This is a genomic window from Rhodococcus sp. UNC363MFTsu5.1, from assembly GCF_000686785.1.
GTDB lineage: Bacteria > Actinomycetota > Actinomycetes > Mycobacteriales > Mycobacteriaceae > Rhodococcus_G > Rhodococcus_G maanshanensis.
Map to the genome: position 1 here is coordinate 65,029 of NZ_JMLO01000018.1, position 22,245 is coordinate 87,273.

Here is a 22,245-nt window from a genome sequence, read left to right on the forward strand (position 1 = left end):
GATGAGCCCTCCACTTTCAGGGGTTTGTGCGTCCAGGGCTGTTCCCAGGACGTGATGGTTTGTTCGTACGCTTGCGGCATCTCACTCGAGCCCCGTCGTCGCGGGTGCCGAGGCTCGGTCAGCGCCAACTAGCACTCTATACATGCGAGTGCCAGCGCTCAAGGTCGGCGGGTATCCGGACCGCTCAGGGGCGGAGGCGGGACGACGGTGTGAACCCGAGGTGTACGACGGGTGACCTAGAGTCGTCGCCGTGGCAAACATCAGCAGGCGCGCATTCATCGGACTGGCCGGACTCGGAGCCGCGGGCACCATCGGGGCCGGCGCATTCGGAAGGGCACCTTGGGGTACCTGGTACGCCGCGGCCGATCCGCTGCCCGCCTCGTTTGCCGGCACCACGCTCGAGGCCGTCGCGACCCCGGTCGGCGGGTCCGGCTACCGGAGGCTCACCGCGGGACCCGGGTGGCAGATGATCGTGCGCGGCGAGCTCGCCGAGGCACGGTCGGGCCGTGAGGAGCGCAGGAGGGCCCTCGCCTCCGTGGTGCAGCTGACCGACCTGCACATCGTCGACGCCCAGTCCCCCATGCGATTCGAGTACGTGCACCAGCTCAACGGGTCGGCCTTCCGCCCGCACGAGACGCTCACCACACAGGGCCTGGTCTCGCTCGTGTCGCGGATCAACTCCCTGCCGGGCGGCCCGCACACCCGCCGCGCGTTCGACGCCGTGGTGACCACCGGCGACAACACCGACAACAAGGAGCACGCGGAGCTCGGCTGGCTGCTGACCGCGCTCAACGGCGGCACCTTCATCCCGAACACCGGCGCCGCGGATCGCTATGAGGGCGTGCAGAACTCCGGGTCGGACCTGTACTGGAACCCGGAGTCGCCGATCCGCGACATCTACAAGAAGGCCGGATTCCCTGAGCTGCCAGGGCTGCTCGGCGCCGCGGCCCTCACGCCCGTCACGAGCCCGGGCCTGCGCACCCCCTGGTACAGCGTGTTCGGCAACCACGACGACTCGATCCAGGGCACCATCCCCAGCGGAATCGGACCACTCGAGGCCATGTATACCGGCTCGATCAAGATCGAGACACCCGATTCCGAGCAGGCTCGCGCGATCGGCAGCGCCGCGAGCTCGGATCCGGCTGCGCTGCCGAGCATCCTCGCCGCGGTCACCACTCCGCCGCGCATCGTCACGCCCGACGCCAACCGTGCGCCGTTCACCCCTCGGCAGTACATCGCCGCCCACCTCGACCCGAGGAATGCCGGCCCCGGTCCGGTCGGACACGGCTTCGCCCCCGACGCGGGCGAGACCGGCATCGGCTACTACTCGTTCGAGATCGCGCCTGGCGTGGTCGGGATCAGCATGGACTCCACCAACCGAGCCGGGTTCGTCGAGGGCTCCCTCGGCGAGGCCCAGTTCCGCTGGATCGAGCAGACCCTGCAGGCGGGCAGCAGCCGCTTCTTCGACGCGGGCGGCCGCCCGGTGACGCAGTCGCGGGAGGACACCTACTTCCTGCTGTTCAGTCACCACACCAGTGGCTCGATGGACAACCTGGTTCCGGATCCCGAGCGCCCCGGCGAGCGCCGCCACAGCGGTGCCGAACTGGTGGATCTGCTGCACCGCTTCCCGAACGTGCTCGCCTGGGTGAACGGGCACACCCACGAGAACAGGATCACGCCGCACCCCGGTGCCACTGCCGCGCAGGGCTTCTGGGAGATCAACACCGCCTCGCACATCGACTTCCCGCAGCACGCGCGGCTGATCGAGGTGGTCGACAACACCGACGGCACGCTCTCGCTGCTGACCACGCTGGTCGAGTCGGACAGCCCGTACGAGGTCCGGCACGGGGACTTCAGCCAGCAGGGCCTGGCCTCGCTGTACCGCGAGTTGTCGTTCAACGACATCCACGCCGACCCGGAACTGCTCGGCGGATCCGTCGATCACAACACCGAGCTGGTGCTGGTTTCGCCACGGGCGTGACGGTTTTGTTGCATCTCAGATGCAAGTATCATACGGTCGGAGCGTGCAGCTGACGCGTTTCACCGACCTTGGGCTGCGCGTTGTGATGCGCCTGGCCGCCTCCCCTGGAGGCGGCGGCCTGACCACGAGTCAGGTGGCGGATCAGATGTCGATTCCGTACACGCACACGGCCAAGGTCGTTGTCCGGCTACGCGAACTCGGCATGGTCGAAGCCCGCCGCGGTCGGGGCGGCGGGCTCACGATCACCGAGGCGGGCCTGCACACCTCCGTAGGCACGCTCGCCCGCGCCCTCGAGGGCGACGAGGAGGTCGTCACCTGCGAGGGGGACCATCCGTGCCCGCTGCGCAGCGGGTGCAGGCTCCGCAGCGCACTGCGCCGCGCCCAGATCGCGTTCTACGACTCGCTCGACGAGGTCACCATCGACGACCTGATCCAGGCGCCGACCGGGACGACCCTGCTGGAGCTGTCCGTCCCCGTCAGGGCCTGAGCAACCCGCTCACTGCGCGACGCCCCTGCGGCGCTGCCCCAGCCGCACCGCGGCGGTGATGATCCGGACACCGACCGCGATCAGGAACAGGTTCCCCACGATCTGCGCCGACACGATGGCCCTGGCGACCTCGGTGGTCGCGGTGATGTCGCCGAACCCGACGGTCGAGAAGCACACCAGCGTGAAGTACAGCGAATCGATCTTCGTCAGCGGCTCGTCGAAGTTCTCCGGCGCCGACACGGACATGAGGTGGTACAGCGTCGCGAAGGCGAGCAGGTACCCCGGCAGCATCAGCCCGAGGCCTGCGATCGCCTGCAGACCCGGATGCTCCGCGCGCACGATCTTCCTGATCTGCCAGGCGAAGAGCGCGCCGACGAAGACCACACCCAGAACCAGTCCACCGATCGCGGAGGCGGATTCCAGATTCTCCATCGGGATGACGAAGTACACCACCACCAGCGCGACCGCGCTGAGGAGCGGACGGAAGGCGGCGCGCCGGATCAGGCTGCGCCGCTGCTCCCTCGGCAGATTCTCGAACGCCTCATCGGTCATCGCTCGCCGTCCATGACTGGCTGACGGTCACCGAGAGGCCCGGATCGGTTGCCACCGTCAGCGGCGAGGGCGTGGCACCCCCCGCGATTACGTGCGCTCCCAACGCGGCGATCATCACCCCATTGTCGGTGCACAACCGCGGCTTGGGGATACGAAGGGTCAAACCGGCCGCGGCACAACGCTCCTCGGCGAGCGAGCGGATGCGCGAATTGGCGGTCGCCCCGCCCCCGAGCACCAGTGTGTCGACCCCGACATCGGTTGCCGCCCGCACCGCCTTCATGGTGAGTACGTCGGCTACCGCCTCCTGGAAGGACGCCGCGATGTCGGGGATCGGGAGCGGCTCCCCCGCCCGTTCCTTCGACTCCACGAATCGCGCGACCGCCGTCTTGAGCCCCGAGAACGAGAAGTCGTAGCGGGCGTCCCGTGGTCCGGTCATGCCGCGCGGAAAGGCGATTGCCCGTGGATCCCCTTCCTGCGCTGCCGCATCCAGTGCCGGGCCGCCGGGGAATCCGAGTCCGAGCAGCCGGGCCACCTTGTCGAACGCCTCGCCCGCGGCGTCGTCCACCGTGGTGCCGAGTTCGACGATCGGCCGCGCCAGATCCTCGACGTGCAGCAGGTGGGTGTGCCCGCCGGAGACCAGCAGCGCCACGCACGGCGGCATCGGGCCGTGCTCGAGGGTGTCCACCGCCACGTGCCCACCCAGGTGGTTCAGCGCGTAGAACGGGACATCCCAGGCCGCCGCGTACGCCTTCGCGGCGGCCGCGCCGACCAGCAGCGCCCCTGCCAGTCCCGGTCCGATCGTGACCGCGAGCGCGTCCGGCTTGGCGATCCCGGCCTGCGCGAGGGCCCGCCGCATGGTCGGGACGATCGCCTCGAGGTGGGCGCGTGAGGCCACCTCCGGCACCACGCCGCCGTAGCGGGCGTGCTGATCGACGCTCGAGGCCACCTCGTCGGCCAGGAGCTCACAGGTGCCGTCCTCGTGCCACCGGACGATGCCGACGCCCGTTTCGTCGCACGAGCTCTCGATCCCCATCACGATCATGACAGCTGCCCCTCGACCCGGGCGGCGGGCCTACGCATGGTGTACGCGTCGGCGCCGCTGGGCTGGTAGTAGTTCCTTCGGGTCCCGACGATCTCGAAACCCGTTCCCCGGTACAGCGCGATCGCCGGCTCGTTGTCCGTGCGGACCTCGAGAAACACCGGACCGCCGTGTCCATCGGCCTCCCGCAACAGCGCGGCGAGCAGTTGCGCGCCGAGGCCACGCCGCTGATGAGCGGGATCGACCCCGATGGTGTGCACCTCGGACTCGGCGTCGGAGCCGCGACCGAGCAACGCGATCCCCGCGTAGCCGAGCATCACGCCGGACTCGTCGCGGGCGACGAAGTAGCGGTTGTGCGGCCCGGTCAGCTCCGAACGAAAGGCCTCCGCGCTCCACGGGCTGTCGCCGGGGAACAGCACCGTCTCCAGCTCCTCGCAGCGGGTTGCGTCGGCCGCGGTCATCTCGACGATCCGCGCGGTCATTTCTTCCGGTCCGCGATGGCGACCGCGTCGGGGCGACGCAGGTACAGCGGCACCAACGGCGCAGGCTCCGCACCGGAACGCAGCGCGACGGCGGCCACCGCGACCAGGCCAGCGGGCGACGGCGTCTCGACCGGCTCGACGGGCAGGTCGAACAGGTCGACGTGACCGGCCGATCCCGCGATCGCCTGCGAGGGAGTGGGCTCCAGGTCGGCCGGCTTGTTCACCTCCGGTCCCTCCACACGGACACCGCCGCTGTAGCGCGCCCAGTACACCTCCCGGCGGCGGGCATCGGTGACCACCAGCAGATCCCGTCCCAGCGCGGCCTCGACCGCGATTGCGTCCAGGCTGCAGACACCGTGCACCGGGATCCCGAGGGCATCACCGAATGCTGCGGCCGTTGCCATGCCGACCCGCAGGCCGGTGAAGGGGCCGGGGCCACACCCGACCACGACGGCGTCGAGATCCGCGGGGACCACGCCCGCCTCGGCGAGGCATTCGAGGATGTGCGGGGTCAGCACCTCCGCGTGGGCCCGTGCGTTGACCGTGATCCGGGTCGCCAGGGTTCGTGGGGTGTCGCCCTCAAGGCGCACCACCCCGGCTGTGACGGCAGGCGTGGCGGTATCGACCGCGAGTACGAGCACGGTTATCGAGGATACCTAGGAGACCCAGGTCCACTGCGCCGTGCGCACGTCCGACTCCGGTTCGCGCCGCAGCCGCACCAGCAGATGCCGCTCGGCCAGGTGCTCGACGACGCCCTCGCCCCACTCGACCACCACGACGGCACCCGCGAGGTCCGTGTCCAGGTCCAGCGCGTCCAGTTCGTCGAAGGTCTGTCCCGGATCGGCACCGATGCCGAGCCGGTACGCGTCGACGTGCACCATCGCCACCGGCTCACCGCCGCCGGGACGCTCGCCGCCAGCGCGGTGCTCGCGGGCGATGATGAACGTCGGCGAGCTGACCCGGCCCTGCACGCCGAGCCCGGCCGCGATCCCCCTCGAGAGCGCGGTCTTGCCCGCGCCGAGCGGGCCGTCGAGCACAACCAGGTCGCCCGCGTTCAGCTCAAGGGCGAGGCGCCTGCCGAACGCCTCGGTGTCCTCGGTCGTCGGCAGATGGATCGTGCGCGGTTCCTCGTCAGCCACCGACGACCGTCCGTTCGGAATCGCCCTGCTCGGCGATGGAGCGGCCCACCAGTCGGTCGATCGCGTCCGTCACCCGGATCGGGAACTCGAGTTGCACCAGGTGCCCGGCGCCGACCACGCGCACCAGCTCGGACTCCGGCAGCTCGGCCGCCATCGCCTCGGACTGGGAGAACGGCAGGATCATGTCCGCATCCCCGCAGAGCACCAACGACGGCAGCTCGGCGATGACCGGCAGCGCCGCCGATTCGTCGTGCAGCTCAAGGGACTTGAGGAAGTTCACGATCGTGGTCACCGACGTCTGGTTGAGCATCCACTCGGAGAACCGCATCAGCGATTCGCTGACATCGGTGCCGTACGAGGCGGCGCGCAGGATCGGCGAGATCAGCATGCGCGCGGCGCCGCGCCCGAACTGGACCAGGCCAGGCGAGGTGCGGACCGCGAGCCGGAACGCGTCGATCACGGGGTTCTGCAGGTTCCTGCTCAGCCCGGTCTTGTTGAGACCCTCGGCCGCGGTGGAGATGAGACCGACCCCGATCACCCTGGTGCCGAACAACTCCGGCACCTGCCTCGCCAGGGCCAGGATCGTCATGCCGCCCATCGAGTGTCCGACGAGCACGACGGGTCCCCTCGGCGCGACGGCCTGGAGGATCACATCGAGATCCCGACCGAGCTGACCGATGGTGCAGCTCGCGGGCGCGGGGACCCCGGACCGGCCGTGGCCGCGCTGGTCGAAGAAGACCATCCGAACCGCCTTGCCCCAACGCTTCTCGAGCTGGCGCCGCTGAAAATGCCAGGACTCCATGCGCAGGCAGTAGCCGTGCACGAAGACCACCGTGAGGGGGGCATCGGCTGGACCGACCTCCCGAACCGCGAGCGCCGTGCCGTCCTCGGCCGCGACGATGCTGGCGCGATCGGCGCTCATCAACCGGAAGTCCTCGTTGGCGTACCGGTCCCGCCTGCCGCTGCGGCGGGCGGTCGGGCGGTGCCCGACGGTGATCCCCGCGAGCGCGCCGAGCGCGGCGGCGCTGACCGCGCCGCCGACCAGGCCCGCCTTCCCGAACGGATTCATCGCAGGTCCTCCCGGCCGGTGAAGCCCCGAACGATTCGCCCCCGTACCCCGGTCACCACTTCGTAGTGGATGGTGTCGAGGGCGTCGGCCCAGTCCTGGGCCACCGGTTCGCCCTCGTCGCCGCTGCCGAACAGCACTGCCACGTCCCCCTCCGCGATCCCCGCGGGATCCGGTCCGAGGTCGACGACAACCTGGTCCATGCAGACCCGGCCGATCTGCGGATGGCGCCTGCCACCGATCTGCACCTCGAAGCGGCCGCCGAGGGCACGCGGGATGCCGTCGGCGTAGCCGACCGGCAAGAGGGCGACGGTGGTGTCGCGGGGCGCGATCCAGGTGTGCCCGTAGGACACGCCCTCGCCCGCGGCGATCTTCTTCACCAGTGCCACCCGCGCCCGCAGCGTCATGGCCGGCCGCAGCCCGAACCCGCCGAGTTCCGGAACCGGGGAGAGCCCGTAGATCGCGATGCCGGGGCGGACCATGTCGAAACGCAGGTCCGGCCGGGTCAGCACGGCGGCCGAGTTCGCCAGGTGCACCACCTCCGGACGCAGCCCCACCCGCTTGGCCTCGGCCACGGCGTGCTCGAGGCGGGCGGCCTGGGTGTCGATCACCGGGTGGTGCGGCTGGTCGGCGTGCGCCAGGTGGGAGAAGATCCCGCGCAGTCGCACCGCACCCTCGGCCTCGGCCCTGGCCAGATCGCGGAGGGTGTCGTCGAGCTCGAGAGGTGAGACACCGTTGCGTCCCAGTCCGGTGTCGACCTTGAGCGAGACGGTCGCCGTCGACCCGAGCGTGCGGGCCGCAGCGACCACCGATCGCAGGTGCCGGGGCGAGGACACGCTCAGTTCGATGCCCGCGGCGATCGCGGCCGTGAAGTCCGTGTCCGGGGTGTGCAGCCACGACAGGATCGGTGCGTCGATGCCGGCGGCCCGCAGCGTCAGGGCCTCGTCGACCGTGGTGACCCCCAGCTCGGCGGCCCCAGATGCGAGCGCCGTGCGCGCCACCGCCGCCGCCCCGTGGTTGTAGGCGTCGGCCTTGACCACGGCCATCACCGCGGCGTCGCCCGCGTGGTCACGGAGCAGCCGGACGTTGTGTGCGATGGCGTCGAGATCGATCAGCGCTTCCGCCTGCGGCGCGGACGGGCCCACCGCGGATGTCATGCGCAGATCGTCCCATACGGACAAGTCGGAGGTCACGATCACCGATCCTGCCATTGACCACGAAAAGGCCAAATGATTTCCATCACTAACGAGGTCACAGTTAGGGCACCGCTTGGGCACGAAGCACCCTCACCGCGGCCCTGACCTGGGACAACAGCGCATCGGCCGAGATGGGCGCTGCCGTGCCCGAGCCCTGCCCCGCGGCCAGGTTGGCGGCAAGCGAGTGCGCGCGGGCACCCATCGCCGCAGCGGTCAGCGGCGCCAGCCCGGTCGACATCAGGGCCCCGATGACGCCGGACAACACGTCCCCGGCACCGGCGGTCGCGGCTGCGGAACCACCGGCCTCGTTGAGCAGGACCGATCCGTCCGGATCGGCTACCACCGTGCACCGGCCCTTGAGCAGCACGCCGGTCCCCCACTCGGCCGCCAGGCTACGGGTCTCCCCCACCCGGTCCGCCGCGGGATCGCGCCCCGTGAGCCGGGCGAACTCTCCCGCGTGTGGGGTCAGCAGCGTCGGCGCCGCCCGGCCGGCGACGAGCCCGGGCTCCGCGGCCACCAGGGTGAGGGCGTCCGCGTCCACCAGCACAGGCAGGTCGGTGCCGAGGACGGCGCGGAGCACCGTCAGCGCCTCCTCGCCGGTACCCATCCCCGGGCCGACCACCCAGGCCTGCACCCGGCCCGCGGCGCCGAACCCGTCCACCGCGACGACCTCCGGCCAGCGCGAGAGAACCTGCGGCGCAGCTGTTCCCGCATACCGCACCATGCCGGACGTGGCGGCGACAGCGGCACCCGCGCACAGCACGCCCGCGCCGGGATAGCGGGCGCTGCCCGCGATCACCCCGACGACACCCTGGCTGTACTTGTCGTCCGCCGATCCCGGCATCGGCCAGCTGGCGCCGATCTCGGCCGCGGCCATGGTCCGGACCGAGGCATCCGGGAGGTCGAGTCCGATGTCGACCAGTTCCACCCTGCCGCAGTGTGCCGCCGCGAGGGCGTGCACGGGCTTGAGCGCCCCGAAGGCGACGGTGACGGCGGCCGTCACGGCGGGCCCCGCCGTGACCCCGGTGTCGGGGTCGACCCCGCTCGGCAGGTCCACCGCGACGATCGGCGCGCGGAGCCTGGCCACCAGGGCGGCGGCGGGCGGTCGCAACGGCCCCCGCCCCGAGATCCCCACGATGCCGTCGACCACCAGGTCGGGGTCGCCGAGATCGGCGTCGGCGCCCACCTCGACCCGCCCGCCTGCGGCCCGCAACGCCGCCAGCCCCGCGGCGTGGACCCGGACGGGGTCGAGCAGGATCGCCCGGACCGCGACCCCGCGCCTGCGCAGCATCGCTCCCGACCACAGCGCGTCCCCGCCGTTGTCGCCGGAGCCGACCAGCAGGGTCACCCGCCTGCCCGCGACACCGCCGGTCCGAGAACGTAGTTCCGAGGCCACCACGGCGGTCAGTCCGTACGCGGCTCGGCGCATCAGGGCGCCCTCGGGTAGCGCGGCGAGCAGCAGGGCCTCGGCGGCGCGCACCTGATCGACCGTGAAGTACTCGCGCATCGGATCACCGTATCGCCACGGCCGCCGTTCGGGGCTACCCTTTATCCATGCGCGCACTCGGCGCCACCATCGCAACGGGACTTCTGGTCGCGTCGGTTCTCGCGGGAACAGCGGGTCCGGCGCAGGCGCGGGACAAGACCGTCGAGATCAACAACAACGCCTTCTGGCCGTCGACCACCCGAATACTCATCGGTGACACCGTCACCTGGGAGTTCAACGACGAGGGCGTGGAGCACAACGTCACCGCAACCGGGAAGGGCACCGCGGAAGGGGACTTCGCCAGCGGGACGATGTCCGAGGGCGAGTTCAGCCACTACTTCAGCAGACAGGGCACCTACCCGTACGAATGCACCCTGCACCCGCAGATGGGCGGCACCATCATCGTTCGATGACGGTGCCACCCACCTCGGTGTGCTATTCGACGGTGACCGACTTCGCCAGGTTTCGCGGCTTGTCCACGTCGTAGCCGCGGGTCTGCGCGACCTCGGCCGCGAACACCTGCAGCGGGACCGTGGACAGCAGCGGCTGCAGCAGGCTCGGCGCCGCCGGGATCTCGATGAGGTGATCCGCGTGCGCACGCACCGCCTCGTCGCCCTCCTCCGCGATCACGATGGTCCGCGCGCCGCGGGCCTTGATCTCCTGGATGTTGGAGACCAGCTTCGAGTGCAGGACGGCGCGCCCCTTCGGCGACGGCATCACGACGATGACGGGAAGGCCCTCCTCGATCAGCGCGATCGGCCCGTGCTTGAGCTCGCCCGCGGCGAAGCCCTCGGCGTGGATGTACGCGAGCTCCTTGAGCTTGAGCGCACCCTCGAGCGCCACCGGGTACCCGACGTGGCGGCCGAGGAACAGCACGGTCGGCGAGTGCGCCAGTTCCCGCGCCAGCGCCCGGACCGGTTCGACCGTCTGCAGCACGCGCGCGACCAGCTCCGGCATGGCCTCGAGGTCGCGGTACTCCCTGGCCACCTCGTCCGGGTACTTGGTGCCGCGCGCCTGCGCCAGCGCCAGCCCCACCAGATAGTTCGCGGTCACCTGGGCCAGGAAGGCCTTGGTGGACGCGACACCGATCTCCGGTCCGGCCCGGGTGTAGAGGACGGCGTCGGCCTCACGCGGGATCTGGGACCCGTTGGTATTGCACACCGCGAGCACGCGCGCCTTCTGGTCCTTCGCGTGCCGCACCGCCTCGAGGGTGTCCGCGGTCTCACCGGACTGCGAGATCGCGACGACGAGCGTCGAACGGTCGAGAACCGGGTCGCGGTAACGGAATTCGCTCGCCAGCTCCACCTCGACGGGCAGCCGGGTCCAGTGCTCGATCGCGTACTTGGCGAGCAGGCCGGAGTGGTAGGCGCTGCCGCAGGCCACGACGAACACCTTGTCCACATCGCGGAGTTCCTGATCGGAGAGCCGCTGCTCGTCGAGCACGATGCGACCGGCATCGAAGTGCCCGAGCAGGGTGTCGGCGACCGCCGCAGGCTGCTCCTGGATCTCCTTGAGCATGAAGTAGTCGTGGCCGCCCTTCTCGGCGGCGGCGAGGTCCCAGTCGATCCGGAACGGACGCGTGGGGACGTCCTCGTTCCCGTCGAAGTCGGTCACCGTGTAGCCGTCGGCGGTGATGACGACGACCTGGTCCTGACCGAGCTCGACCGCATCGCGGGTGTGCTCGATGAACGCCGCGACATCGGATCCGAGAAAGGTCTCGCCCTCGCCGACGCCGATCACCAGCGGGGTGGACCGGCGGGCCGCGACGATGGTGTCCGGGTGGTCGGCGTGCGTGAACACCAGGGTGAACGCGCCCTCGAGGCGGCGGATCACCGTCCTGGCACTCTCCACGAAGTCCCCGGCGGTGTCGCCGGATGCGTAGGCCCGCGAGACCAGGTGCACCGCCACCTCGGTGTCGGTGTCGGAGGCGAACTCGACGCCGTCGTTCTCGAGCTCGGCGCGCAGCGGGGCGAAGTTCTCGATGATGCCGTTGTGCACGACCGCGACCTTGCCCGCGGTGTCCCGGTGCGGGTGCGCGTTGCGGTCGGTGGGCCTGCCGTGTGTCGCCCAGCGGGTGTGGCCCATGCCCGTGGTGCCGACAAAACGCTCGGTGCCGGTCTCCGCGAGCTCGGCCTCGAGGTTGGCCAGGCGGCCCGCCTTACGCTCGATCGCGACCCCGCCCGCACCGTCGAGGACCGCGATGCCGGCCGAGTCGTATCCGCGATACTCCATCCGGCGCAGCGCCTCCACCACGACGTCCAGCGCCTGGCGGTGGCCGACGTATCCCACGATTCCGCACATGGTTCACCAGGGTACTGGGCTGCCGAACCCCTGCCGACCGGTAGGGCGCGGCCGCGGGGTGACCTGGGTCACGGTGTGACCGGGCCGGTGCCGAACAACGCGGTGCACACCCCGTTGTGCAGTTCGACGGCGACCTGCAGGACCCTGGATCCACCCGCCACCGGCAGCAGCGGAGAGCTGTAGTTCGCGCAGGTCTTGTTCTTCGCGCTCGGTGCCGCCACCGGAGCCGGGATCTCGAACCAGTTGCCCGCCCCGAAGTTGTCGTTGGCGAGCAGCACCCTGCCGTTCTTCGCGGACGGCTTGCCGTCCTTGCCGACATACGTCTGGCCGCCGAGCACCAGTCGGGTGCCGTTCGGCCCGCCAGGCACGGACTGCAGGTACGGCGAGTGCTGGAAGTAGCTGCCGTCTGCGGTGGTCACGCGGACCCCCGGGTCGGTCGTCGCACCCCAGTTGACGCCGTCATGTGAGACCTTGACGTACGGACTGCAGTATTCGGCGCCGAAATTGCACATCTCGTAAGTCGAGGCGAACCGCCCGTCCGCCAGCCGGGTCACCACGGCCATGCCGGGACGCACGCGCTGCGGATCCCGCGCGAGGATCACCTCCTTGTTCACCCAGTCCAGGCCGTTGACAGACGACACCCTGCTCAGCACCTGTGAGTGCCGGGGCATCTCGGTCTCATCGGCGTAGTACAGCCACAGGGTCCCCGCCGCATCGACCACGAACTCGGGCTCCCAGACGCCCTCGTGGTTCGGGGACCTGGCCGCGACGCCGAGCGGCACCCAGTCCCGGCCGCCGTTCCAGCTCGCCCACACCTTGATGGCGATCCGCCGGTCGCGGCCCGCCTCGTACCCGACCGTGCCCGCCCACAGCAGCGTCCCCGGCGGCAGCAGGCCGGCCTGCTGCGGCACCTCGAAGAGGGTGCTGCAGCACAGCCCCGAGTTGGCCTCGGGGTCACGGATCGCGCCGATGGGATGGAAGCTGGCGCCGTCGTCGGTGCTCTCGAGGATCGGCGAGAAGTAGCCCTGCGCATCGCGGCTGGTCATCGACGCCAGGATCGTGCCCGACTGCTTGAGCCGGACCAGGCGCGGGTACTCCCCGACCCCGAGCACCGAGGGGCCCGGTTGCGCTACGGCGGGCGTTGGACCGGCGACCAGGAGAAACAGGAACGAGAGTGCGAGACAATATGCCGCTCTGCGCATGGGGCACCGTCCGGATAGTCGGGGAAATTCCCGCGAATTCAAACAGACCGGAACCCCCGATCGTGATGCTTTCGCGACATCCGGATTTCTGTGCGCAAACGGCAGTTACTGTGCTGTGATATCCGGCTCGGACCGATCGAGGAAGTCGGCGAGCGCGGGCCACATCGTCTCGCGGGCCGCGCGCCCGGTGAGCACGCCGAGGTGCCCTCCCGGGTACGCACCGAAGCGGACCGAAGGCGCCCCGGTGAGCAGTTCGGTGAGGTGATGGACGGCCTTCACCGGCGCGAGCCCGTCGCCAGCGCCCGCGATGACCATGGTCGGTACGTCGATGTCGCTCAGGCTCACCCGGCGGCCACCGATCTCCATGTGGCCGGTCGCGAACTCGTTCGACCGCATCACCACGTGATAGAGCTGGCCGAACGTGCGACCCGGATACGCGTACATGCTGTTCATGAAGCGGTCCACCGCCTCGAGCTGTTCGAGGTGGTCCCGGTCGTCGAGGTTCGCGAGCATGGTGAAGGGCCTGGTCAGGTACTTGTCGACGCTCGCGGCCTTGAAGCCGAGGCTGGTGAGCGGAGCAGGGATGGTGCCGAGCGCTTTGTAGAGAGGAGCGACGGTGTAGGGACCGAACAGCCGGTCCAGCGGACGCAGCGTCGCGAACAACGGAACCTGCCGCAGGTCGAAGGGGCTGGCGATCGGGGTGAGCGAGGCCAACGGCAGCTCCGGATGTGCCGCGGCTGCGTAGACGGCGAAGATCCCGCCGAGCGACCAGCCGGCGAGATGGACCGGCGCACCGTCGGCGTCGTCGCTGACCACCTGCACCGCATCGGGAATGACGTCGTCCACCCAGTGCTCGAAGCCGCGGCTGCGGTCCTGGAAGTTCACCGGGCCGTAGTCGACGACGTACACGTCACGGCCGGTTTCCATCAGGTACTCGACGACGCTGCAGCCGCGACGCAGGTCGAAAGCGACGGAGGTGGCGGCCAGAGGTGTCACCAACAGCAGGGGCACGCCCGTCGCCGGACGGTCGGCGGAGCGGAAGCGACGGATCGTGCGCTCGGCGTTCGAGTCGACGACCTCAGACGGCGTCGGCCGCAGGTCCGCCAGCCCGTTCGACCCGAGCCGGGCGCACACGTTCTCGAACGCGCGCGGCAGATCACGGGGCACCGGTAGCGGAATGCCAAACACCTGTCGCTTCTCCCTCGTGGTTCTCGATCGGATACGGTCATCCTCGTGGCGCCGACTCCGAAGACCCTGGCCTCTCAGCTATCTAAGCGCGGTCCGCACAAGGTGCTGCGCGGCGACCTCTCCCTCGCGGGCCAGCCCGGTGTGGTGTACACACCGGCGGAAGGCTTCTCGCTGCCTGCGGTCGCGTTCGCACACGGCTGGATGACCGGCGTCGACCGGTACGCCCAGACCCTCACCCACCTCGCGTCCTGGGGCCTGGTCGTGGCCGCGCCCGCCACCCAGCGCACGCCGGTCCCCTCACACCTCGGCCTCGCCGCGGACCTGCGGACCGCGGTCGACATCTGTGCGGGCGTGCGCCTCGGCCCGGGGAAGATCAGCGTCGACCCGACCCGGGTCGCCTACGCAGGCCACGGCATGGGGGCGGGCGCAGCGGTGATCGCGGCCGCCCAGCACGGCCCGGCCGCGGCCGTCGCCGCACTGTTCCCCGCACCGACCGCGCCGTCTGCCGAGAAGTCCGCCGCCGCCATCGCCGGTCCCGGGTTGATCGTCGCGGGCGGCGAGGACATCGATTCGCTGAACTGCAACGCCCGCGCGATCGCCGAGGCCTGGGGCGGTCAGGCGATCCTGCGAACGGTCGACGGCGGCTCCGCAGGCGGGCTGCCCGAGGGCCGCAGGTTGCTCGGCGCGCTCGGCCTCGGCGGTTCGGAGCGCCGGACGCAGAAGACCACGCGCGCACTGCTGACCGGATACCTGCTCTATCACCTGCTCGGCGAGACCCGGTACGAACAGTTCGCGCTGCCCGGCGCCCACCTCCCCGGCTCCCTGGTAGTCGAACCGGCGGCCGATCAGACGAGCCAGCTCACCGGGTAGCCGTCGCCGGGCTCCGTCTCCGCGGCCGGTCGATCCACTGCCGCGGAACACAATTGGCGTGAACGCGCCTCGGCGGCCAGATCGGCGTCCGCGATGCCGACCCGGATCCGATCCAGCGCGGCGGAATGCTCGGCGAGCACCGACTCGGCCGTCGGCCCGTCCCTCACAGCGGACCGGCCTCTGCCAGTTCGGCCCCCGACTCCGGTGCCGGGCCTGCCGGTTGCCCGTCGAGGGTCGATGCGGGGGCCTTCGACCCGCCGTCGCGAGCCTGCCGTGAGGGCGGTGCCGGCGACATTGCCGGTGGCGGGGATTCGGGCACCGGGGGCGCCGACGCCGGGGGTTCCGACGCCGGGAATTCGGGCACCGGACGATCCGCCGTGACCGCGGCGAGATCAGGCGACACCGGCTGTGGCGCGGATTCGGGTGCCCGCGAACCGCATTCGCACAGGAACGGTTCACCGTCGGCGCCGATCTCGACACGGTAGGTTCTCGGCTCGGCGTCGTCCCGCACCAGCTGCAGGGTCTGACCGTCGGTGGTCTCGACGACGACCATCGTCACCGTCGGTTCGCCGGCCGTCACCGGCGAGACGGGCGATTGCGCAGGAACCGCCGGGGTGGATCCGGCGACGGGATCGGCAACCGTGTCGACCGGACCGGTTCCATTCGGATCGGACCCGGCGAGTTCCATTGCGTCCGAGACCATCCGGTGCGCGCCCTCGACCGCCAGCGCCGTCGCATCGCACAGCTCGAGAACGCCGGCCAGCTGCGCCTGCACGTGCGGCACGAACACCTCGCTCAACCACGTCGAGGCGAGGTCGACGGCGACGTCGAGGAGCCGGTCGCCGACCAGTGCCCCTGGTCGCACCACGGGCGGGATCATCGGGGCCAGCTCGGCGAACAGACCCGACGCCTGCCGCAGCAGCCCCCACGCGTGATCGCCGGGCTCGAGCCGCGCGACCGCGATCATCAGGTCGACCTCCGCCGGGGTGCGCCCGCCGATCTGCGTCGCGTCGAGTTCGCTCATCAGCGCGGCGTTCGCGGCGACCACCCTCGCGATCACGTCGGCCGCCGCCAGCAGGGCCGCGTGCACGGCGGCCATGGCCTCGGTGCTCGCACGGGCCCGATCGAGGTCGGCATCGAGCGCCGCCCGCGCCGAGTCGGCCGCGGCGCCCTCCCATCCGGCCGCGAGGCCGAGGATCAGCTGCCGCTGCGCGTCGCACTGCGCCCGCATCGTGTCGACCGCTGCCCCGACCACCTCCGCGTCCGCGCGCAGCGCCGCGAGATCACCCTCGATGCGTCCGAAGTACCGCTCGCCGAGCTGGTCGTAGTCGATCGTCGGCTCGGTCACGGACCCCAGCCGCGGCAGGAACCGGGCGAAGTACGCCAGCTCGCCCGACGCGGCGGCGTTCACCGGTCCGCCCCGCCGACGGACCAGGCGTTCTCCCGCTCCTGCCGCAGGTACTCGGTCGTCGTCCGCTCCAGCCGGTCGGCGTTCGACCTCGTCGCCTCCGCCCAGGCCCGCACCGGAGCCGCGAACCGTTCGTCACGGCTCCGCAGCGCCGCCACCGCCGCGTCCAGTGCTGCCGCGGAGGTGACGAACCCCGCCGTGACGGTGTGCAGCGCCGCCACGTCCAGTTCGAAACGCTCCCCCACCGCGACTCCCCCCGCCGAATACACCTGTCACGAGTACAGACGCAGCCGGGGCCGGTTCGGTTCCCTCCGGTGGCACAGGCTCACAGCTCGAGGGTCGCGGTACCCGCCGGTCCGCTCGCCCGACGCAGGGCCTTGGCCTTGGTCCGCACGAGAATGTCCCGCGGAGCACGAGCGATGTCGCGCGCCAGGCCCCGCGCGGCCGCGGCCAGCTCCCCTGCCGCGACGACCTCGCTGACGATTCCGAGCCGCAGCGCTTCCCCCGCGTCGACCGACCGTCCCGACAGACACAGATATCGCGCCGCCGCGCCACCCACCAGGTCGTGCAGCGGGCCGTAGACGACATCGGAGAACGACTGCTCGGGGTGGGCGAAGCGCGCGGTGACGGACGCGATCCGGATGTCGCACATCGCCGCGAGATCGAACCCTCCGGCCAGGGCAGGCCCGTTCACCGCGGCCACGATCGGCAGCGGGTGCTGCAGCACCGTGCGATGAAACCGGTCGCTCGACGGCCACAGCCCCGCCTGCACGTCCGGATCCTCGGATCCGAACTCGCGCAGGTCGAATCCTGCGCTGAAGACGTCGCCCGCTCCGGTGAGGATCACCACCTTGACGGCCTCATCGGACGCGAGTCCGTCCAGCGCATCGCTGATCTGGTCGCGCATCGCGATCGAGAGCGCGTTCTTCTTCTCGGGCCGGTTCATCGTGATCGTCACCGCGGCGTCGATCGGCGCCGAGACGGTGATCAGTCGATCGGACATGAGGCTTCCCATCGCTAGAACGCCTCTTCCTCCAGCTCCATGATCTCGTTGTCGATCGTCTCGAGGACCACCTTCGTCGCGGCCAGGTGTGGCAGGACGTTCTTGGCGAAGAACGACGCGGCGGCGACCTTGCCCCGGTAGAACGACCGGTCCTTGGCAGGCGCGTCGCCGTCGAGGGCCGCCAGCGCCACATCCGCCTGCACCAGCAGGCGCCACGCGATGAGCAGGTCTCCCACGGCGTACAGGAAGCGCACCGAGCCGAGCCCGACCTTGTACAGCTCGGTCGGCTGTTGCTGGGAGGCCATCAGGTACCCGGTCAGGATCCCCGCCATCTCCTGCACGTCGGTCAACGCGCTCTCGAGCAGCGCCCGTTCGGTCTTGAGACGGCCGTTGCCCGCGGCGTTGTCGATGAACTGGCGTACCTGGCCCGACACGTGTGCGAGCGCGACACCGCGGTCGCGGGCGATCTTGCGGAAGAAGAAATCCTGCGCCTGGATCGCCGTGGTGCCCTCGTACAGGGTGTCAATCTTGGCATCGCGGATGTATTGCTCGATCGGGTAGTCCTGCAGATAGCCGGAGCCACCGAGGGTCTGCAGGCTCTCGGTGAGCAATTCGTAGGCCCGCTCGGAGCCGACACCCTTGACGATCGGCAGCAGCAGGTCGTTCACCCGCTCCGCGAGCTCGGCGTCGGCACCGGACACCAACTCGGCGACGTCGGCGTTCTGGTGCGCCGCGGTGTAGAGGTACACGGCGCGCAGACCCTCCGCGTACGCCTTCTGCATCGCCAGGCTGCGGCGCACATCCGGGTGGTGGGTGATGGTCACCCGGGGTGCGGTCTTGTCCGTCATCTCGGTGAGGTCCGCGCCCTGCACGCGCTCCTTGGCGTAGGCGAGTGCATTCAGGTACCCGGTGGACAGCGTCCCGGTGGCCTTGGTGCCCACCATCATTCGAGCGTTCTCGATCACCTGGAACATCTGGGCGATGCCGTTGTGCACGTCACCGACGAGCCAGCCGACCGCGGGAACGTCCGTGGCCCCGAACGTGAGCTCACAGGTCGGGGACGACTTGATGCCCATCTTGTGCTCGACGCCGGTGACGTACACGCCGTTGCGCTCACCGAGTTCGAGGGTGTCCGGATCGAAATGGAACTTCGGGACGTAGAACAGGCTCAGGCCCTTGGTCCCAGGGCCCGCGCCCTCGGGACGGGCCAGCACCAGATGGAAGAGGTTCTCGGCGGTGTCACCGACGTCGCCGCCGGAGATGAACCGCTTGACGCCCTCGATGTGCCAGGTGCCGTCGTCCTGCGCGATCGCCTTCGTCCGGCCCGCGCCGACATCGGATCCGGCATCGGGTTCGGTCAGCACCATGGTGCCCGCCCAGCCGCGCTCGAATCCGGCCTTGGCCCAGTGCATCTGCTGCTCTGTCCCGACGGTGTAGAGCACGCTGGCCATCAGCGGACCCATGTTGAAGAAGCTCGCCGATCCGTTCGCCGCGACCAGCATCTCGCCGATGGCCCAGACCAGCGGAGCGGGAGCGGGCACGCCACCCATGCCCTCGGGGAGCCCGAGTCGCGACCAGCCGGCCTCGTTCACGGCCTCGACCGTCTTGCGGAGGGGCTCGGGGACCACGATCGAGTGATTCTGCGCGTCGAACTCGACGGGATGCCGATCCGCGGCGACGAAGGAGGCTGCCACCGGCCCCTCGGCCAGCCTCGCGACCTCCGCGAGAATGTTGCGCACGGTGTCGGTGTCGAGGTCGCCGTAGGCGCCACCGTCGAGCAGTTCTCCGATTCCGAGCACCTCGAACAGGTTGAACTCAATATCGCGCACGTTGCTCTTGTAGTGCCCCATGTCATCTCTCCCGCGGTATGTGGTCGATGCGGGAAAAGCCTGCCCGAGTCGCGGATCAGTACGCAACCGTAGGTAGGCAGGACGCGACGGTCGGCCGACGTCATCTCGTCTCCCGCGGCGTCCACCGGCCCCGCCTGAGGCGGGGCGACTCATTCAGGGCCGGCGTCGACGCTGTGATCCACCGATCGGAGGCGCGAGCGGCTAGCCGATCAGCTTGTGCCGGAGCGTGGTCACGGTGTCCGCGCTGAGCCCGAGCCCGGCGGTCAGGTAGTTCTCGACCGTGCCGTAGGAGGTGACCAACTGGTCGATACCCGCCTGCAGATAGCTCTGATCGACCCCGATCAACGGCGCGATCTTCGCGGCCGTCTCCCGCCCCTGGCCCTGCTCGATGTGCGCGAGCGTGGCCGCGATCGAGTCCCTGGCGTACTCGTTGGTGAGCAGATAGTCGTCCATGATCGTCCCCTGCGCCACCCCGGCGATGCTCAGCAGCAGGTACGACGCCCAACCGGTGCGGTCCTTGCCCGCGGTGCAGTGGAACACCTGCGGCCCATCGGTGTTCGCCAGTTCGGTGAGCAGCTTCCCGAACCCGGCCCGCTCCACCTCACCGGTGACGAACGCACGGTTGCCCGCGCGCATCACCTCGCGAGCGTCCTCGGGCGTGTGGATACCTGCGAGGATCTCGGCCTCGTCGACGTTGCCGGAGAGGATCGGGATGTTCATGTACGCAACCCCGTCGGGGAGGCGGTCCTGCTTCTTCGCGACCTCCCCAGGGCTGCGCAGGTCGTAGGCGACGGCCAGGCCGAGGCCCGCGAGGGTCGCGCGGTCCGCATCGTTCGGTGCTATCGCGTTGGAGCGATAGAACACCCCCTTGGCGACCTGCCGACCGTGCGCCGCGGGGTAGCCGGTTCCGGTGCCCGCGACATCGCGAAAGTTGTCCACGCTCTCGAGCCGCGGGGCATCCGCGACGGGGGCCAGGCTCCCCAGCCCCGCCGAACCGGACTCGAGGAGTCCGCCGAGCACTGGGGGAAGGGCGGGTTGGGCCGCCGCGAGACCGGCCGAACCCATGAACAGCACCGAACTCGTGACGAGCAGGGTCGCGACCCTGGTACCGCGTCGAGACATGAAGGACCTTCTTTCGTCGGGTTGACAGGAACTGCCAACCGGAACGTAGGACCGCGGCACACTGCAGCGAATCGGGATTTCCCGCCGAGCGGACAAACTCGCAACCCTGGACTGCCACGGCAGAAGTCCACCCGAATCGTTTGTCGCAGTGCACTTCTGAGCACCGACGGCGCCAGCCGGGATTTCCCGCGGAGCGGACATCGCCACCGTGAACCCTCGGAGGACATCGCTAGCCTCGGGGCCTCAGGGCAGCGACAACGCGCCCACCCTCCGGAGGTGCACACGATGGAACTCGGCCTCAGCGGCAAGTCTGCGTTGCTCATCGGCGGCGCCGGTGGCATCGGCGGCGCGGGTGCCCGCGCCCTGCTCTCGGCTGGTGCGTCCGTGACGATCATGAGCCGAGACGAGGCGAGGATCGCCGCGTTCGCGGCGGAACTGGCCGCGCGGGCGCCCGCCGGTGCCCGGGTCGATCACATCGTCGGCGATTCGCTGATCGAGGAGGACGTCGCCGCGGCCGTGGAGAGGGCGAGCGGCGATGCGGGGCTCGACATCTGCGTGAGCACGGTGGGTCGGGGCAGCACGACCCCCCTGCTGATGAACGACGCGCGGGGCTTCACCGACGAACTGCAGATCAACATCACCAGCGCCTTCGTCGCGATCAAGTCGTGCGTGCCTGCCATGGCGACCGCCGGCGGCGGATCGATGGTGTTCACCTCTTCGGTCATCGCGACTCAGACGTTTCCGTACATGAGCGGCCGGGCTCGAGGCGCTCATCCGAACGGCAGCAGACGAGTTCGGCCATCTCGGCATCCGGATCAACTGCATCAGGCCGGGTCTGGTGAACTCACCGGACAATCCGAAGGTTGCGGCCAGCTTCACGGGCGACCGGCCGACCGCGTTCCTCGAGCAGACGCCCCTCGGGCGACTCGGGGTGCCAACGGACATCGCAGGCGCCATCCGATTCCTCGCGGGGCCCGAATCATCCTGGGTCACGGGTACGGCCGTCACCGTCGACGGTGGCGCGCACATGCGCCGTGCCCCGGACGTCACGGGCCGACTGCGCGACGAGTACGGCGACGCTACCGTCGAGATGCTGCTCGCCGGGCGCGTACCGAACCGTCAGCGCAGCTGATCCTCGGCCGCCGAATGCTATTCTCCAGCCGTGGTTGAGCCCACACCGGATTCCGCGTCGTACCCCGAACTCCCGGCCACCGCATGGGCGGTGCTGGGGATGTTCACGTTCGGGGAGAAGCTCACCGGCAATGATCTGAAGCGATGGGCCGATCTGAGCGTCAAGTACTTCTACTGGGGTCCGTCCCTGAGTCAGGTCTACTCGGAGCTCAAGAAGCTCGAGGACCTGGACCTGGTCAGGTCCACTGTCGTCTGTGAACCGGGTATCCGGGCACGCCGCGTCTACGAGATCACCCATGCGGGCGTCGGCGCGATCCGGGCCTGGTCACACAGCGCACCCGTGGAACTGCCGGTCCTCAAGCACGGCGTCGTGCTCCGACTCTGGATGGGACACCTGAACGATCCGGAACACCTGAAATTCCTTGTCACCGAGCACATCAAGAACCTCTGCGAGATCCGGGACCGGGCAGGCGCGCAGGCGGCCAGGTCCGATCGTGACCCGGCATGGGCGTTCACCGCACTGAGCCTGCGGTGGTCGCAGCGCTACTTCCAGGCCGAGATCGACCTGGCCCGCGGCCTGCTCGAGGACATCGATACCGCGGCAAGGGAATACAGTCGCGTCGAGGAGTTCGACGAGTGGGACCTGCCCAGGCCGATCGCCCCTGGCAGCTGGCGCGTCGGCGAGGTGACCGACGGCGCCCCGGCCGCGGAGGACTGACTCCTGCCGGGACCGGGGCTTGGC

23 protein-coding genes and 1 pseudogene are annotated in these 22,245 nt (G+C 70.1%); 7 read left to right on the plus strand and 17 right to left on the minus strand.

All coding sequences use genetic code 11. The features are described 5' to 3' along the window. The first annotated feature begins 250 nt into the window (after nt 1-250). Both BR31_RS0115705 and BR31_RS0115710 read left to right on the plus strand, forming a co-directional pair. Complete coding sequence (locus BR31_RS0115705) at nt 251-1,981, plus strand: TIGR03767 family metallophosphoesterase (protein ID WP_027501789.1); 1,731 nt, start codon at nt 251-253, stop codon at nt 1,979-1,981. A 43-nt stretch (nt 1,982-2,024) separates the two neighbouring features. Next, nucleotides 2,025-2,468: an RrF2 family transcriptional regulator gene (locus tag BR31_RS0115710; RefSeq protein ID WP_027501790.1), complete on the plus strand. Its 444-nt coding sequence runs from the start codon at nt 2,025-2,027 to the stop codon at nt 2,466-2,468. A gap of 9 nt (nt 2,469-2,477) precedes the next feature. On the opposite strand, the gene BR31_RS0115715 is transcribed toward BR31_RS0115710, so the two are convergent. The 8 genes from BR31_RS0115715 to BR31_RS0115750 all read right to left on the minus strand — a co-directional run bounded on the left by BR31_RS0115715 (nt 2,478) and on the right by BR31_RS0115750 (nt 9,449). After that, the gene (locus BR31_RS0115715; protein ID WP_027501791.1) at nt 2,478-3,020 is read right to left on the minus strand and encodes a potassium channel family protein; all 543 of its coding nucleotides are present in this window, start codon (nt 3,018-3,020) and stop codon (nt 2,478-2,480) included. Further along, nucleotides 3,010-4,062 carry a tRNA (adenosine(37)-N6)-threonylcarbamoyltransferase complex transferase subunit TsaD gene (tsaD, locus tag BR31_RS0115720; protein ID WP_027501792.1) on the minus strand — a complete coding sequence of 351 codons (1,053 nt, stop codon included), beginning with the start codon at nt 4,060-4,062 and terminating at the stop codon, nt 3,010-3,012. Before tsaD ends, BR31_RS0115715 begins: the two co-directional genes overlap by 11 nt. After that, nucleotides 4,059-4,541 (minus strand): ribosomal protein S18-alanine N-acetyltransferase, encoded by a 483-nt coding sequence (rimI, locus tag BR31_RS0115725; RefSeq protein ID WP_027501793.1) that lies wholly within the window; start codon nt 4,539-4,541, stop codon nt 4,059-4,061. Before rimI ends, tsaD begins: the two co-directional genes overlap by 4 nt. Beyond that, entirely contained in the window at nt 4,538-5,182 is a 645-nt protein-coding gene (tsaB, locus tag BR31_RS0115730) for a tRNA (adenosine(37)-N6)-threonylcarbamoyltransferase complex dimerization subunit type 1 TsaB (protein WP_027501794.1), read from the minus strand. Before tsaB ends, rimI begins: the two co-directional genes overlap by 4 nt. A gap of 15 nt (nt 5,183-5,197) precedes the next feature. Then, nucleotides 5,198-5,680, minus strand: a complete 483-nt coding sequence (gene tsaE, locus BR31_RS0115735; protein WP_027501795.1) for a tRNA (adenosine(37)-N6)-threonylcarbamoyltransferase complex ATPase subunit type 1 TsaE — start codon at nt 5,678-5,680, stop codon at nt 5,198-5,200. After that, complete coding sequence (locus BR31_RS0115740; RefSeq protein WP_027501796.1) at nt 5,673-6,749, minus strand: alpha/beta fold hydrolase; 1,077 nt, start codon at nt 6,747-6,749, stop codon at nt 5,673-5,675. Before BR31_RS0115740 ends, tsaE begins: the two co-directional genes overlap by 8 nt. Beyond that, nucleotides 6,746-7,903, minus strand: a complete 1,158-nt coding sequence (gene alr / locus BR31_RS0115745; protein ID WP_037176881.1) for an alanine racemase — start codon at nt 7,901-7,903, stop codon at nt 6,746-6,748. The genes BR31_RS0115740 and alr overlap by 4 nt, the downstream gene beginning before the upstream one ends. Nucleotides 7,904-8,003: 100 nt before the next feature. After that, nucleotides 8,004-9,449: a bifunctional ADP-dependent NAD(P)H-hydrate dehydratase/NAD(P)H-hydrate epimerase gene (locus BR31_RS0115750; RefSeq protein ID WP_027501798.1), complete on the minus strand. Its 1,446-nt coding sequence runs from the start codon at nt 9,447-9,449 to the stop codon at nt 8,004-8,006. A gap of 47 nt (nt 9,450-9,496) precedes the next feature. On the opposite strand from BR31_RS0115750, the gene BR31_RS0115755 reads away from it, so the two are divergent. Beyond that, nucleotides 9,497-9,841, plus strand: a complete 345-nt coding sequence (locus BR31_RS0115755) for a cupredoxin domain-containing protein (protein ID WP_027501799.1) — start codon at nt 9,497-9,499, stop codon at nt 9,839-9,841. A gap of 22 nt (nt 9,842-9,863) precedes the next feature. Here the strand turns inward: BR31_RS0115755 and glmS are convergent, their stop codons facing one another. From glmS to BR31_RS0115770, 3 genes are all read right to left on the minus strand, one after another. After that, the gene (glmS, locus tag BR31_RS0115760) at nt 9,864-11,729 is read right to left on the minus strand and encodes a glutamine--fructose-6-phosphate transaminase (isomerizing) (protein ID WP_027501800.1); all 1,866 of its coding nucleotides are present in this window, start codon (nt 11,727-11,729) and stop codon (nt 9,864-9,866) included. Nucleotides 11,730-11,797: 68 nt separating this feature from the next. Beyond that, the gene (locus tag BR31_RS0115765; RefSeq protein WP_027501801.1) at nt 11,798-12,931 is read right to left on the minus strand and encodes a sialidase family protein; all 1,134 of its coding nucleotides are present in this window, start codon (nt 12,929-12,931) and stop codon (nt 11,798-11,800) included. Between the two features lie 105 nt (nt 12,932-13,036). Then, complete coding sequence (locus tag BR31_RS0115770; protein WP_081830514.1) at nt 13,037-14,119, minus strand: alpha/beta fold hydrolase; 1,083 nt, start codon at nt 14,117-14,119, stop codon at nt 13,037-13,039. 45 nt (nt 14,120-14,164) lie between these two features. Here BR31_RS0115770 and BR31_RS0115775 point away from each other — a divergent pair, with 45 nt between their 5' ends. Then, on the plus strand, nt 14,165-14,989 hold the full coding sequence (locus BR31_RS0115775; protein ID WP_027501803.1) for a poly(ethylene terephthalate) hydrolase family protein: 825 nt from the start codon (nt 14,165-14,167) through the stop codon (nt 14,987-14,989). Here the strand turns inward: BR31_RS0115775 and BR31_RS0115780 are convergent. The 6 genes from BR31_RS0115780 to BR31_RS0115805 all read right to left on the minus strand — a co-directional run bounded on the left by BR31_RS0115780 (nt 14,965) and on the right by BR31_RS0115805 (nt 20,372). Beyond that, nucleotides 14,965-15,156, minus strand: coding sequence for a hypothetical protein (locus BR31_RS0115780; protein WP_027501804.1), 192 nt, complete (start codon nt 15,154-15,156; stop codon nt 14,965-14,967). The genes BR31_RS0115775 and BR31_RS0115780 overlap by 25 nt on opposite strands. Beyond that, nucleotides 15,153-16,400: a hypothetical protein gene (locus BR31_RS0115785; protein ID WP_027501805.1), complete on the minus strand. Its 1,248-nt coding sequence runs from the start codon at nt 16,398-16,400 to the stop codon at nt 15,153-15,155. The genes BR31_RS0115780 and BR31_RS0115785 overlap by 4 nt, the downstream gene beginning before the upstream one ends. Further along, a complete protein-coding gene (locus BR31_RS0115790; RefSeq protein WP_156042507.1) occupies nt 16,397-16,642 on the minus strand; it encodes a hypothetical protein in 246 nt (81 codons plus the stop codon). The genes BR31_RS0115785 and BR31_RS0115790 overlap by 4 nt, the downstream gene beginning before the upstream one ends. Before the next feature lie 80 nt (nt 16,643-16,722). Then, on the minus strand, nt 16,723-17,400 hold the full coding sequence (locus tag BR31_RS0115795; protein WP_027501807.1) for an enoyl-CoA hydratase/isomerase family protein: 678 nt from the start codon (nt 17,398-17,400) through the stop codon (nt 16,723-16,725). Between the two features lie 14 nt (nt 17,401-17,414). Continuing rightward, on the minus strand, nt 17,415-19,250 hold the full coding sequence (locus BR31_RS0115800) for an acyl-CoA dehydrogenase (RefSeq protein ID WP_027501808.1): 1,836 nt from the start codon (nt 19,248-19,250) through the stop codon (nt 17,415-17,417). A 201-nt stretch (nt 19,251-19,451) separates the two neighbouring features. After that, complete coding sequence (locus tag BR31_RS0115805) at nt 19,452-20,372, minus strand: tyrosine-protein phosphatase (protein WP_027501809.1); 921 nt, start codon at nt 20,370-20,372, stop codon at nt 19,452-19,454. A gap of 285 nt (nt 20,373-20,657) precedes the next feature. On the opposite strand from BR31_RS0115805, the pseudogene BR31_RS32470 reads away from it, so the two are divergent. The 3 genes and pseudogenes from BR31_RS32470 to BR31_RS0115825 form a co-directional block, all read left to right on the plus strand. Beyond that, nucleotides 20,658-21,062 (plus strand): annotated as a pseudogene (locus BR31_RS32470) (SDR family NAD(P)-dependent oxidoreductase); the annotation flags it as partial. 124 nt (nt 21,063-21,186) lie between these two features. Further along, nucleotides 21,187-21,504, plus strand: coding sequence for an SDR family oxidoreductase (locus tag BR31_RS32475; protein ID WP_269321355.1), 318 nt, complete (start codon nt 21,187-21,189; stop codon nt 21,502-21,504). Between the two features lie 99 nt (nt 21,505-21,603). After that, nucleotides 21,604-22,221: a PadR family transcriptional regulator gene (locus BR31_RS0115825; RefSeq protein WP_081830517.1), complete on the plus strand. Its 618-nt coding sequence runs from the start codon at nt 21,604-21,606 to the stop codon at nt 22,219-22,221. The last annotated feature ends 24 nt before the right edge of the window (nt 22,222-22,245 follow it).